Annotated in this window: 10 protein-coding genes; 7 read left to right on the top strand and 3 right to left on the bottom strand. The window is 56.2% G+C overall.

Annotation, left to right across the window (positions count from 1 at the left end; all coding sequences use genetic code 11):
• Positions 1-10 precede the first annotated feature (10 nt).
• A complete protein-coding gene (locus tag OJ965_RS01180) occupies positions 11-1,009 on the bottom strand; it encodes an LLM class flavin-dependent oxidoreductase (protein WP_265135326.1) in 999 nt (332 codons plus the stop codon).
• Positions 1,010-1,269: 260 nt separating this feature from the next.
• Positions 1,270-2,004 (bottom strand): GntR family transcriptional regulator, encoded by a 735-nt coding sequence (locus OJ965_RS01175; protein WP_009092935.1) that lies wholly within the window; start codon positions 2,002-2,004, stop codon positions 1,270-1,272.
• 418 nt (positions 2,005-2,422) lie between these two features.
• Here OJ965_RS01175 and OJ965_RS01170 point away from each other — a divergent pair, with 418 nt between their 5' ends.
• The 7 genes from OJ965_RS01170 (at position 2,423) to OJ965_RS01140 (ending at position 11,643) form a co-directional block, all read left to right on the top strand.
• Positions 2,423-2,872 carry a PTS sugar transporter subunit IIA gene (locus OJ965_RS01170; protein ID WP_046102686.1) on the top strand — a complete coding sequence of 150 codons (450 nt, stop codon included), beginning with the start codon at positions 2,423-2,425 and terminating at the stop codon, positions 2,870-2,872.
• Between the two features lie 48 nt (positions 2,873-2,920).
• Positions 2,921-3,202, top strand: a complete 282-nt coding sequence (locus OJ965_RS01165; RefSeq protein WP_265135325.1) for a PTS sugar transporter subunit IIB — start codon at positions 2,921-2,923, stop codon at positions 3,200-3,202.
• A gap of 29 nt (positions 3,203-3,231) precedes the next feature.
• Positions 3,232-4,605, top strand: a complete 1,374-nt coding sequence (locus OJ965_RS01160; RefSeq protein ID WP_265135324.1) for a PTS ascorbate transporter subunit IIC — start codon at positions 3,232-3,234, stop codon at positions 4,603-4,605.
• Positions 4,606-5,115: 510 nt separating this feature from the next.
• Positions 5,116-6,678 (top strand): pyridoxal phosphate-dependent decarboxylase family protein, encoded by a 1,563-nt coding sequence (locus OJ965_RS01155; RefSeq protein WP_009092931.1) that lies wholly within the window; start codon positions 5,116-5,118, stop codon positions 6,676-6,678.
• A 1-nt stretch (position 6,679) separates the two neighbouring features.
• Positions 6,680-7,972 carry a lysine N(6)-hydroxylase/L-ornithine N(5)-oxygenase family protein gene (locus tag OJ965_RS01150; RefSeq protein WP_046102688.1) on the top strand — a complete coding sequence of 431 codons (1,293 nt, stop codon included), beginning with the start codon at positions 6,680-6,682 and terminating at the stop codon, positions 7,970-7,972.
• A gap of 1 nt (position 7,973) precedes the next feature.
• On the top strand, positions 7,974-10,328 hold the full coding sequence (locus OJ965_RS01145; protein ID WP_265135323.1) for a GNAT family N-acetyltransferase: 2,355 nt from the start codon (positions 7,974-7,976) through the stop codon (positions 10,326-10,328).
• 79 nt (positions 10,329-10,407) lie between these two features.
• Positions 10,408-11,643: an MFS transporter gene (locus OJ965_RS01140; RefSeq protein WP_265135322.1), complete on the top strand. Its 1,236-nt coding sequence runs from the start codon at positions 10,408-10,410 to the stop codon at positions 11,641-11,643.
• 71 nt (positions 11,644-11,714) lie between these two features.
• Here OJ965_RS01140 and OJ965_RS01135 read toward each other — a convergent pair whose 3' ends face one another.
• Positions 11,715-13,145: an FAD/NAD(P)-binding protein gene (locus OJ965_RS01135; protein ID WP_265135321.1), complete on the bottom strand. Its 1,431-nt coding sequence runs from the start codon at positions 13,143-13,145 to the stop codon at positions 11,715-11,717.
• Positions 13,146-13,422: the final 277 nt, after the last annotated feature.

Genomic DNA, 13,422 nt, shown 5'->3' with positions numbered 1-13,422 from the left:
TGGCTGGGGATCAGGCCGCAATCAGATGGTGGGTGGCCAGCAGTTCCAGCGAGCGCTGGCGGGCAACCGGATCGGTGACGGGCGTATCGATGACGAACTCGTCGATAGCAAAGTGATGATGCAGGGCGTCCAGCTGAGCATGCACCTGCGCCGCCGTGCCTTTCAGCAGTGACGGGGTGCGAGGTTCAATCTGATAGTCGCGATAGCCCCCCTGACGCACGAAGCGCTCCGCCTGCTCCAGGCTGGCGACGTTGACACCCGGGCCCCCTTTCACCGCCACATGATAGTGGCGCAGAGAGGCAACCAGCAGGTCAGCTTCGGCGGGCGAGTCAGCCACCACCACCTGAACCGCAATCAGCGCGCGCTGACCGTGACTCAGGCGGGTATAGGTACTCAGCGCATGCTCAAGCAACGCGCGGTCACCATTCAGATGCGCCGCAAAGACAAACTGCCAGCCCAGCGAGGCAGCCAGCCGTGCGCTCTCTTCGCTGGCCCCCAGCAGAAAACGGCTAGCCGGACGTGCAGGCAGCGGTGTCGCCGCCAGCCCCTCTTCATCCGGTTTCGGCTGATCCGATTTCAGCCAGCTATCCAGCAGCTGAAGCTGTTCGGCAAAGCTGCCTTTGCTGGCGGTATCAACACCCCGCTGTAGCGCCTGGGTGGAGAGCGGTAACCCGCCTGGCGCTTTCCCGACGCCGAGATCGATGCGCCCCGGCGCCAGCGAGGCGAGCAGGTTGAAGTTTTCGGCCACTTTATAGGGGCTGTAGTGCTGCAACATCACGCCGCCCGATCCGACCCGGATATGGCGGGTCTGCGCAATGATCCAGGCGATCAGAAGCTCCGGTGAAGGGCTGGCAAGCTGTGCAGTGTTGTGATGTTCCGCCAGCCAGAAGCGGTGATAGCCCCACGCCTCTGCCCGCTGCGCCAGTTGCAGCGTGCGCTGAAGCGCCGCCGCAGGCGTCTCGCCCTGCAGGATGGGCGCTTTGTCTAACAGACTTAATTGATATGCCATTCACCTGGTCCTTATTGATTCCGGTTGCTGACCAGTGTGCTGCGCAGGCGATTATTGGTAAAACATCATATTGTTTTATGCTTTATTGAATTCGTCATATTGGCGGGGCGCGGCGAAATATAAGGCAAATAAGCGACGAAAGCCCCGAGGCCGGGCCTGTTATCGCCTCATCAGGGCGGGTTCAGAGTGAATAAAACGTGCAGAGTGGCAAAGGATTGCACAAAATCGTCTTATGTGAAGCGCTGAATTGCCGGCTTTATTCAGGGGCGCTGAGAGTTCTGCTTCAGTGGAAAAAAGCGGGTGTTGATAATCGCCACATTAACCTCGCAGGGAACGCCATCATCGAGAAAAACCGTCTCATTAATCTGGATAACCGCATCCCCTGCCCCTAATTTCAGTAATGCCAGCGTCTCAGCCTGCGTCAGGTTAATGGCCGTTAAATGCTGGTCGCGCAGCTGCACTTTTTTTCCGGTCACTTCCTCAATATAGGCATATTTCGACACTTCCAGCTTGCTGAACTCCATGCTGTTAAACATATTCACCGGCAGATGGATATGTTCCAGCGCCACCGGCGTTTCATCGAAGCACATCAGTCGTAATATTTTATAGATCGGATCGCTGGTTTTAATGCGCAGCGCCTGCGCCATCTCTGCCGATGGCACCCGGATAATGCTGGCAGAGATAATTTTGCGGACGCCTTTGTGTCCGTTTCTCTGCGCCTGATAATCAAACGGGGAAAGCACGTGATATCGGTGAGCCTGGCTACTGATCTCCGTCGCACCCACAAATATCCCCGATCCCTTCACCCGATAAATACGCTGCTGCTCCACCAGAATTCGGGTCGCTTCACGCACCGTTGTGCGGGTAATACCGAGGCACTTTGCGATGGCTATTTCCGTATCCAGCTTTTCACCAGGTTGAAGGCCGTCATCTTTAATCCGCGTGAGGATGTAATCGACCACTTCTTTCTGCTTTTCAGTCATGCCATCAGCCATCGACGTTCTTCCCATTTGCGTGAAGGAGAGACTCCCTGTATCCGTGCCACTCCCTTTCTGCCTGACATTGCCGGAGAAGTACTACTCCGGTCAGGTGAATATGTGACCAACCTATCAAATTGGCACAGATGTTAAGCCTGTGTAGCCATATTTTAATTTTAGCGGTTGTGTCCCTACACGTCGAAGGACATCATCAGGATGACTAGACATCTTTAACCTGTACAGATGTGTTGCCGGGTCACTCATCCACCGGCTGTCCCCTTCACTGCGGGAAGTCATCAGGACGTATCTCTGGAAAGTGTCTGTACAGGTTCAGGGAGAGTTAACGAACGCAGCCGTGCCGAAGAGCGCGGCGACGCGCAAACGGCATCTGCGTGGCGTTAACTTTGAACGCGCAACGAGAGACAGGATTACAGCGATGTCACATCTGGCGGATTGGTTGAATAGCGAGCGAATTCAGTACGTGGAGCGCGTGGCTGACTGGCAGGAAGCGATTGTGCTGGCAGGGCGTCCTCTGCTCAGCGAAGGCGTCATCTCACAGGCTTACATTGATGCCATCATCCAGCAAAAAAAGGCGATCGGCCCCTTTTTTGTTATCGCTCCGCAGATTGCCATGCCTCACGCTCGTCCTGAACAGGGCGCGCTCGGACTGGGGCTGTCGGTGCTGCTGCTGGGAACGGCGGTGAAATTTGATTCTGAAGAGAACGATCCGGTGAAAGTGCTTTTTATGTTTGCCGCACCGGACAGTAACAGCCATATCGAAATGATTTCCCAGCTGGCGGAAGTCCTCTCCGATGAGAACATCATGGCGCAGGTTTTTAATGCAGACAGCCATGAAGCGCTGCTGGCAATTTTGTCAGGCGTCTGATGTACCCGTTAACACGTTAATTTTGATCACCAGAGAATGAGGTCTGATATGAAGATGATGGCAGTGTGTGGTTCAGGTCTGGGCAGCAGTTTCATGATGGAAATGAACATCAAAAAAGTGCTGAAGACATTAGGGGTGGAGGCTGAGATTGAACATTCCGATCTCGGCTCGGTAACGCCCGACGTGGCGGATATTTTTGTGATGGCAAAAGATATTGCCTACAGCGCCAATCTTCCGGAAGAGAAAATCATCATCATCAATAACATTATTGACCTGAAAGAGATTGAGCAAAAAATACGAGACTATTTTGAGAAAAACGGACAGTTATAAGCCGATAAACACTTACCCTCGAGGTTAATATGTTTACTCAAAATCTTTTGCAGTTCGTCGTCGACGTGCTGAAAGTGCCCTCTATATTAGTCGGACTGGTGGCATTTTTCGGCCTGGTTGCGCAGAAGAAACCCTTCCCGGATGTGATTAAGGGCACGGTAAAAACGATTCTGGGCTTCCTGGTGCTGGCCGGTGGCGCGACCGTTCTGGTCGGTTCCCTGACGCCGCTTGGCGATATTTTTAAACATGCGTTCAATGTTCAGGGCATTATCCCGAATAATGAGGCGATGGTCTCTATCGCACTGGCAAAATATGGTGCGCCGACCACGATGATTATGGCCTTTGGTATGGTCGCCAATATCCTCGTCGCCAGGTTCACCCGGCTTAAATATATTTACCTGTCAGGGCATGTGACCTTTTATATGGCCTGCATGATCGCAATCATATTATCGGTCGCAGGTTTTGAAGGCATTCAGCTCATCTATACCGGTTCGCTGGCACTCGGGATGCTGATGGCCACGTTTCCGGCGATCGCTCAGCCCTATATGCGGAAGATCATTGGCGGTGACCAGGTGGCGCTGGCGCACACCGGCACCATCGGTTATGTCCTGTCGGGCTGGATCGGCTCTCTGGTGGGAAAAGGCTCGCGCTCGACCGAAGAGATGAACATGCCAAAAAACCTGAGTTTTTTGCGCGACAGTACCATCTCCATCTCACTGACGATGATGATTATCTACTTAATCCTGTCGATCTCGGCCGGTAAAGCCTATGTGGAATCCACCTTCAGCAATGGTCAGAACTACCTCGTTTACTCGTTTATTCAGGCTATTACCTTTGCCGCAGGCGTCTTCATCATTCTGCAGGGGGTTCGCTTAATCCTGGCTGAAATTGTCCCGGCCTTTACCGGTTTTTCAGAAAAACTGGTGCCGGAAGCCCGCCCGGCGCTGGATTGCCCGATTGTCTTCCCCTATGCCCCGAATGCGGTTCTGGTTGGCTTCATCTCCAGCTTTGCCGGGGGTCTGGTGGGACTGTTTGTCCTCGGCCAGCTGCACTGGGTTTTGATTCTGCCGGGTGTGGTTCCTCACTTCTTCTGCGGTGCCACCGCGGGGGTCTTTGGTAATGCGACCGGCGGCAAACGCGGGGCGATTTGCGGTGCCTTTGCACATGGGCTGTTAATCACCTTCCTGCCGGTGGCGCTGCTGCCCGTGCTGGGACAGATTGGGCTGACCAACACCACCTTCTCAGACACCGACTTCGGCGTCACAGGCATTCTGCTGGGCAACATGGCTCACTTTATGGATAAGGACACCATTACCCTGATCGTTACCGGTATTTTCGCTCTGTTAGTGCTCTATAACTTCACCGCCAGAAAGAAAATGCCTGCCGAAACCGATGCCGGTTAGTTTCCATTTTTGATCCCAACCAGAAAGGGCAGGCGTGACTTTCTGGTTGTTTCTTTTCAGGTGAGTGCCGCCCTTCTCAGACCCGTCAGACGCCCCTTTTCCATCCCCTCTCCATTCTCTTCTGCTCCGCCTGCAGGCGCTATTTTGCCTGTGTCACTGCCTTCTGCTGGCCCTGAAAGCCGCAAAAAAAGGACTATTCCGATTCAGAAAAGTGATCTGCGTCACACTTTCAACATTAGATGCGCTAATAAATAAAATTTAACAACAAAACATTTGAATGATAATGATTAACATTTACACTCTCATCCGCATATAACAACGCGATAAACGCGGCCTAATCCACAAAAAAAATGCGGTATTTACCTGTTTCAGGATGAAAACCCTGGTCCCCAGGATTGTCAGGGCTTTTATCTGGTTAGTCATTTTTATGTTTACTGGAGTTTTGAGCGGATATCCCACGCTGCTGATTCAGGTCGGCAGGGTTATGGTTTTAACGCACAGGAACTGAACATGCTTTTACGCTCATCTATTCAATCGGCACAGGACTTCGAACCGGCCTCCACTGCCTGCACGGCCGAAACGGCGATTTTCAACGATCGGCAACTGGCTGCCTGGTCGCAGCAGACGCAGGAGGTGCTGGCGCTGATGACCCGCACCGTCACCGGTGTTGAGAAGCCGTTCAGCGGCATCCTGCCTCATGAACTGGCGGCGGAATTCAGCGATGTCGATCTTGACCGTCCTCTGGGTAACAACGATGACGCTCTGGCGGAGCTGAGTCAGCTCTATCTGCGTGACGCCGTCTGGTTCCATCACCCGAAATATCTGGCACACCTCAACTGCCCTGTTGTGCTGCCTTCGCTGATGGCTGAACAGATCATGGCGGCGGTGAATAGCTCGGTGGATACCTGGGATCAGAGCGCAGGCGGCACCCTCATTGAGCAGAAGGTGATCGACTGGACGCTGGGCCGCATCGGCCTGCCCGCCGGATCAGACGGGATCTTCACCAGTGGCGGCACCCAGTCGAATCTGATGGCGATGCTGCTGGCGCGTGACAGCTGGTGCGCGGCGCATCATCCCGGTCATCTGATCAAGCAGCGCGGCCTGCCAGAGACCGCTCCGAAGTGGCGCGTCTTTACGTCGAAGCTGAGCCACTTCAGCATCCAGAAGTCGATGGCGATCCTGGGGCTGGGTTACGATGCGGTGATCGCTATCGATCACGACGAGCAGTTCCGTATGGACCCGGCCCTGCTGGCGCAGGAGATTGAGCGCTGCCGCAGCGAAGGGCTGATCCCGATTGCGGTTGTCGCCACCAGCGGCACCACCGATTTTGGCAGCATCGATCCGCTGCCGGAAATCGCCCGTCTCTGTGACGATTACGGTTTATGGATGCACGTTGACGCCGCCTATGGCTGCGGGCTGCTGGTCTCTGAGCAGCATCGCTCACGTCTGAACGGCATTGAGCGGGCGGATTCCGTCACCGTCGATTATCACAAATCCTTCTTCCAGACCGTCAGCTGCGGGGCCTTCTTCGTCCGGGATAGCCAGAACCTGAAGCATGTCACCCACCATGCCGACTACCTGAATCCGCTCAGCGCCCAGCAGGAAGGGACGCCGAATCTGGTCAACAAGAGCATTCAGACCACCCGCCGTTTTGATGCCCTGAAAATGTGGCTGACGCTGCGCGTCATGGGTCCGGCGGCGCTGGGTGAAGCCTTCGATACCCTGATCGCGCTGACGCAGACGGCGCATCAGCTGCTGAGCGATCACCCGTCTATCGAAGTGCTGCACGCCCCGGAGCTGACCACCCAGATTTTCCGCTACGTGCCGGGCAAACACGCCAGTGATGCGCAGATTGACGAAATCAACGCCGCAATCCGCAAAGCGCTGTTCCGCTCCGGAAATGCCGTGATTGCCGGCACCAAAGTCGACGGCCGCCAGTATCTGAAATTTACCCTGCTAAATCCGACCACGACCCCTGCCGACCTCGAAGATGTGCTGAGCCTGATTGCGCACTATGGCCGCGAGCAGGTCCGGGCGTCTGCGCTGCGTGCGGCGAACCAGGGAGAGATGTGAAATGAAGAGTCCTGTTTACGATTTTATTGGCATCGGCATCGGTCCCTTCAACCTGAGTCTCGCCTGCCTGAGTGAGCCGGTTGAGGGTCTGAACGGTCTTTTCCTGGATGAGAATCCTGGATTTGACTGGCACACCGGCATGATGCTGGAAAGTGCTCATCTGCAGACCCCGTTCATGGCTGACCTGGTGACGCTGGCCGATCCGACCAGCCCGTACAGCCTGCTTAATTACATGAAGGAGAAGGGGAAACTCTACTCGTTCTACATCCGGGAAGACTTCTTCCTGATGCGCAAGGAGTACAACCAGTATTGCCAGTGGGCCAGCTCAAAGCTGTCGAATCTGCGCTGGAACAGCCACGTCGAGTATGTCAGCTACGATGAGGCCTCCGGCCTCTATCAGCTGGAGGTCAGGGAGACCCGCAGCGGCGAGAAACAGCGTTATCAGGCGCGCCATCTCATTCTCGGCACCGGCCCGGTGGCCTGGATGCCGGAGTGCAGCCAGCCGCATCGTCAGCGCCTGACCCACTCCAGTCACTATCTGGCGAACAAAGCCGCGTTGCAGCAGAAGCGGTCGATAACCGTGCTGGGCAGCGGTCAGAGTGCAGCGGAGATCTACTATGACCTGCTGACCGATATCGATCGCTTTGGTTATCAGCTCAACTGGATCACCCGTGCGCCGCGCTTTTACCCGCTGGAGTACACCAAGCTGACGCTGGAGATGACCTCGCCGGAGTGGGTGGACTACTTCCACGCCCTGCCTGCCAGCACCCGCGACGAACTCAATGCCCGGCATAAGAACCTCTACAAGGGGATCAACAGCAGCCTGATTAATGACATTTACGATCTGATGTACGTTAAACAGCTCGATGGCGATCTGAACGTCAATCTCTTCACCCACTCGGCCCTGACCGCGATGCGCTGGCTGCCGGAGGGGGAATTTGAGCTGACGCTGCATCAGGAGGAGCAGGACTGTACCTTTACCCGCCGCACCGAAGGGCTGGTGATGGCAACCGGCTATCACTATCGGCCACCGATGTTTCTGGAGGGGATCACCGCGCGTCTGCGCTGGGATGAGAAAGGCCGCTACGACGTGCAGCGCAACTACAGCATTGACCATCACAATCAGGTCTTTGTCCAAAACGCCGAGCTACACACCCACGGCTTTGTCACCCCGGATCTGGGGATGGCCTGCTACCGCAACTCGGTGCTGCTGCGCGAACTGACCGGACGCGAGGTTTACCCGATCGAGCGTCAGATCGCCTTCCAGACTTTCCCGGCTAAAACGGAGCGCTGAAATGAGTTCTTCTGTCCTGTTCAGCGCCCGCCGTCCCGCGGGTCTGTTCACCCTCCGGCCGATGCAGGCCAGCGATGCGCCGCTCATCCACAGCTGGGTCACCCGCGACTATGCGCGCTTCTGGGGCATGCAGCAGCAGAGTCTGGAGCAGGTCGCGGCGTTCTATCAGACACTGACGGCAAAGGATCCCAAAGCGGCACTGATTGGCTGCTGCAACGATGAGCCGATCTGTCTGATTGAGTGCTATCGCGCCTGTGATGATGAGATTGGAAAATTCTACCCGGCTGCGCCCGATGACTACGGCATGCACATCCTGATTGCCCCGGCCAGCAAGCCGATCCGCGCCTTCAGCTGGCAGGTCTTTTCGCTGGTGATGGACTATATGTTCAGCCGTCCCGAAGTGAACCGCGTGGTGGTCGAGCCGGACGTGCGCAACGAGAAGATCCACGTTCTGAACAGGCGTGCCGGTTTCCGCTATCAGCATACCCTCGACCTGGGCCATAAAACCGCCTGGCTGGCCTTCTGCCAGCGGGAAGATTATCAACACGCGTTACTGCAGGAGTCGCAGACTATGACCACCCCCTCTTCACTGATGAACGGCACGCATCTGACGGGCGACAACTGGGCGCAGGCAAACCGCATGCTGATCCGCAAAGCGATTGCCGAGTTTGCGCATGAGAAAATCATCGCGCCGCAGGAATCCGGCAACGGCAGTTATCAGCTGGCTGTACCGGGTGGCGAGGCGAGCTACCATTTCCGCGCGGCGCGGCTGGCGCTGGATCACTGGGAGATTGACGCGGGTTCGCTGCGTAAGCAGGAGAATGGCCATGATCTGCCGCTGGATGCGCTGAAATTTATCGTGGAGTTCAACGGGGAGATCGGCATTCCCCAGGCGCTGCTGGCTACCTACATGGAGGAGATCAGCAGCACCCTCTGCAGCACTGTCTATAAGCTGCAGAAGCACAATCCGGACAGTCAGGCGCTGGTCTCCGCGGATTTCCAGACCGTTGAAGCGGCCATGACCGAAGGGCATCCCTGCTTTGTCGCGAACAACGGCCGCATCGGCTTTGATGCGCAGGACTACCTGGCCTATGCACCCGAAGCCGCCGCGCCGGTTCACCTTATCTGGGTCGCGGTCCATCGCCGCAATGCGCATTTCGCCAGCCTGAGCGAGCTGAGTTACGAGCAGCTGCTGCGTGATGAGCTGGGCCAGAACACCGTTGAGCAGTTTAATGCGCAGCTGGAGCAAAAAGGGCTGGCGGCTGAGGAGTATATCCTGATGCCGGTGCACCCGTGGCAGTGGCAGAACAAACTGCTGACGGTTTTCGCCGCGGACATCGCGAATCACGATATTGTCTGGCTCGGCACGGGCGACGACGCCTATCAGGCGCAGCAGTCCATCCGCACCTTCTTTAACCGCAGTCAGCCGGAAAAGCGCTACGTGAAAACCGCGCTTTCGGTACTGAACATGGGCTTTATGCGCGGTCTGTCGCCCTACTACATGGCGACCACACCGGCCATCAACGGCTGGCTGGAGCAGCTGGTGACAGGCGATGCCTGGCTGAAAAAGTGCGATTTCCGCATCCTGCGCGAAGTTGCTTCGGTCGGCTATCACAACCGCTATTACGAGCAGGCGATTAAAGGCGACTCCGCTTACAAGAAGATGTTTGCCGCCCTGTGGCGGGATAATCCGGCGGCCAGCCTGCAACCCGGTCAGCGTCTGATGACCATGGCCTCGTTCCTGCACGTCGATCACCATCAGCAGGCGTTGCTGCCCGCGCTGATTGCCGATTCCGGTTTACCCGCGAAGCAGTGGATTGACCGCTATCTGACCTGCTACCTCAGTCCGCTGCTGCACTGCTTCTATCAGCATGACCTGGTCTTTATGCCGCACGGTGAAAACCTGATTATGCTGCTGGAGAACAACGTACCGGTCAGCGCCTATATGAAGGATATCGGCGAGGAGATCGCGGTGATGAACCCGGATGCCGTGCTGCCGGAAGGTGTGCAGCGACTTGCGGTGGATGTGCCGGAGGAGCTTAAACTGCTGTCGATCTTCACCGACGTCTTTGACTGCATTTTCCGCTTTATCAGCGCGATCCTCGACCAGTCAGGCACACTGCCTGAGGAGCAGTTCTGGCAGTCGGTAGCGGAATGCGTGAAGGATTATCAGCAGGCGCATCCGCAGCTGGCGACGAAGTTTGCGCGCTATGACATGTTTGCGCCAGAGTTCACCCGCTCCTGCCTTAACCGCCTGCAGCTGGCCAACAACCAGCAGATGATCAACCTCACCGACCCGGCGGAGAACCTGAAATTTGCCGGCACCCTGGTCAACCCGATCGCGCGCTGGCGCTAAGCGTTACCCTGTCACGTAATGGTCAGGCGGTCACCTGGGTGGCCGCCTTTTTTTTAATGAGTTATCGCAGGAATCTGTAATGTCCTCTTTTATACCGGTCGCAAAGCTGACCCGGCGGCATCTGATCTTTCCCCTGTCGCTGGTGCTGTTTGAGTTTGCGACCTATATCGCCCATGACATGATCCAGCCCGGGATGCTGCTGGTGACTCAGGAGTTTAAGGTGGGACCGGAGTGGGTCTCCACCTCCCTGACTGCTTACCTGGCCGGTGGCATCCTGCTGCAGTGGCTGCTTGGACCGCTCTCGGACCGCATCGGACGGCGTCCGGTGCTGATCGGTGGCGTGACCTTTTTTATGCTCTCCTGCGTCGCAACGCACTGGGTACAAAGCATTGAGCAGTTCGTTCTGCTGCGCTTCCTGCAGGGGATCAGCCTCTGTTTCATCGGTGCAGTGGGTTATGCAGCGATCCAGGAGGCGTTCACCGAATCGCTCAGCATCAAAATGATGGCGCTGATGGCCAACGTCGCCCTGCTGGCTCCGCTGGCCGGGCCGCTGGCGGGCGCGGCGTTTCTGACCGTGGGAGAATGGCGCACGCTGTTCTGGCTGATTGGCGCTGTTGCGGCGCTGGCGCTGGCCGGGCTCTGGTATGCCATGCCTGAAACGGCGGGCGATCGTCAAAAAGCGCTGTCGCTGCGATCGATTATCAGCGGTTACGCGGCGTTGCTGAAGGATCGTCAGGTGATGCGCGGTTCACTGGCTATCGGACTGGTCAGCGTCCCCTGCATTGCCTGGGTGGCGCTTTCACCCGTCATCCTGATCCACGGCGCGCAACTGAGCCGCATCGACTATGCCCTGCTTCAGCTGCCGGTCTTTGCCGCGATGATTGCGGGCAACCTGACGCTGGGCCGTTTATCCAGCCGTCTGCCGATTGAACAGCCGGTAAAGCTGGGTGCCTGGCCAGTAGTCTGCGGACTGACCGTTGCGGTGGTTGCCACCCTGCTGAATCCGCAAAGCTATCTGTGGCTCACTGCCGGAATGAGTCTCTACGGCTTCGGCACCGGGCTGATTAACGCCGGACTTTACCGTATGACGCTCTTTTCCAGCAGCGCCGGAAAAGGCAGCGTCGCGGCACTGCTGGGCATGGTGAGCATCCTGATTATTGCGCTGGGCATTGAAGCCGCGAAAACGGCTTATTTCAGCTTCGGCACCGGCGGCTTTAGCCTGGTGAATCTGACCTGCGGTCTGCTGTGGCTCGTTCTGGTGAGTGCGTTTCTGCGCGAAAGTCAGTGTCGCCAGCAGGCACTCTGTACTGAGTAGCGTCTCGTCAGGGTAAGGGGCCGGACGCAGGCCTCTTGCTCTGACGGCATCACAACGCAGTCACTCAATCCTTATAATCTTTTGATTTGTTGTGCAATTCTGTTCACCTGTTTGACCGCGACAAACAGCGCATTCACCACCGGGACGGACAGATGCGTTGATATGCCTGCCAGCCAGACAGATTCAGGCGACACCCTGTGGGCCAGATGCAGCTGTAAATGGTTATTCAGCCGGGGCGGTGCGGCTGAAGCGTCACGGGCATCCGCGAGGATCAGCCCATTATGGGTCATCGAATGTGTGGGCGGTGCGTAGCCGGTGGCACAGACAAGGGCGTCAAAGTGTGTGATTTCGCCCTGCGGGTTGCTGAGGGTCCAGCCCGAATCTGATTTCTGCAGAGAGTCAGCCCTCAGCTTTTCAACGCTTAATAACCCGCTATCAACATAACCAAGCAATTTTTCGGCATTCTTTAAGGGCATCGCGCTGATATAGCGTCCCGTTGCCCGCAGAAAGGCGCTCAGGGAGTGCTTAACCGCCTCGGGGAGTGTGTGCGAATGCTGATTGATCGCGTTAATCATTCCGACAATCCTGTACTGCCATTCCGTTTTGTCCTGACGCGCCAGTTCACTCTCTCTCCGCAGTCGCTGGATACTCTCCGCCTCTGCGACAAACTGCTCTCTGAGGGAGATCGCCGAGGCGTGAGCCAGCAGCCGGATCACCCATTTTCTGATGTCCGGCCTGACCTGTTCACTGATTACCGCGCTGTCTGTAAGCCAGGCGAGTCGTGAAGCCTGAATGGGTCTGAGCATGACGGCAGAGCGCACCGCCGGCAGGTCGCCGGAGGGAGAAACCAGGCTGACCCGGCAACCCTGTCGGCAAAGAACTAATGCCGCATCTATCGCGGAGAGCCGTGTTCCCACGATGAGGACATGACTATCCGGCCGGATCTTTTCCAGCATCAGTTTTTCCGGATAGGGTGAAGCGAAAAACAGAGGATCGCCCTGATAGGATACCAGGGCCTCAGGAATCGCGGGATGCGTGTAACCGGTGCAGACGATTACCGCATCGGCAGTAATGGTGCCGCTCTGCCGGGTTTCGATCAGATAATCTCCGCCCGGCTGACGCATAACCTGTTTCCCCGCATCCCTGATAAAGGAGACGCTTATGCCCTGCTGATAAGCCAGGGAGAGATAACGGGTATATCGATCCTGAATATAATCTCCGATGATTTTACGGGAAACAAAATCTGCCAGCGTAATCTCGTTATTTGTATGCTCATGCAGGTAATGAAGTAAATCGTGATAGTGCGGCGGTAACAGAGACATTAATTCAACAGAGGTATTACAGAGGAGTTCCGGATGCTGACTGGCATAAACCTGCCCGATGGCGGGCCCCGACGCATCCAGCAGTGTAATGCGTTTGCAGGCCCCCTGTCGGACAAGGGCAATAAACGCGGCCACGCCGGTTGCGCCAGCACCAATGATAGCAACATGCAGATTATTCATAGAAACTCCATCGGGATAGGGTTATCTGTTAGCTACGAACAAAATATGCACAATTATAACCGCTATCATAGAGAGTGGCGGATGATTCGACTGGTAAGAGAAGCTGACAGCAATCCGCATTTATTTTTTTCAGATAAGCTTTGACCAATTCGTTTCTTTATCTGCGCCCTGCGTCATTCGATGATGATTCCGCCTGCTGAGGCAATTAATAACAAAGGAATTTATCATGAAGACGTTATTTCACCCTGCACCATGCTCTACCTGCCCGCTCTGATTT

Source organism: Pantoea anthophila, assembly GCF_026104315.1.
Classification (GTDB): domain Bacteria; phylum Pseudomonadota; class Gammaproteobacteria; order Enterobacterales; family Enterobacteriaceae; genus Pantoea; species Pantoea anthophila.
The sequence above is the reverse complement of the archived record's forward strand: the minus strand, read 5'-3'. Positions and strand labels throughout refer to the sequence as shown.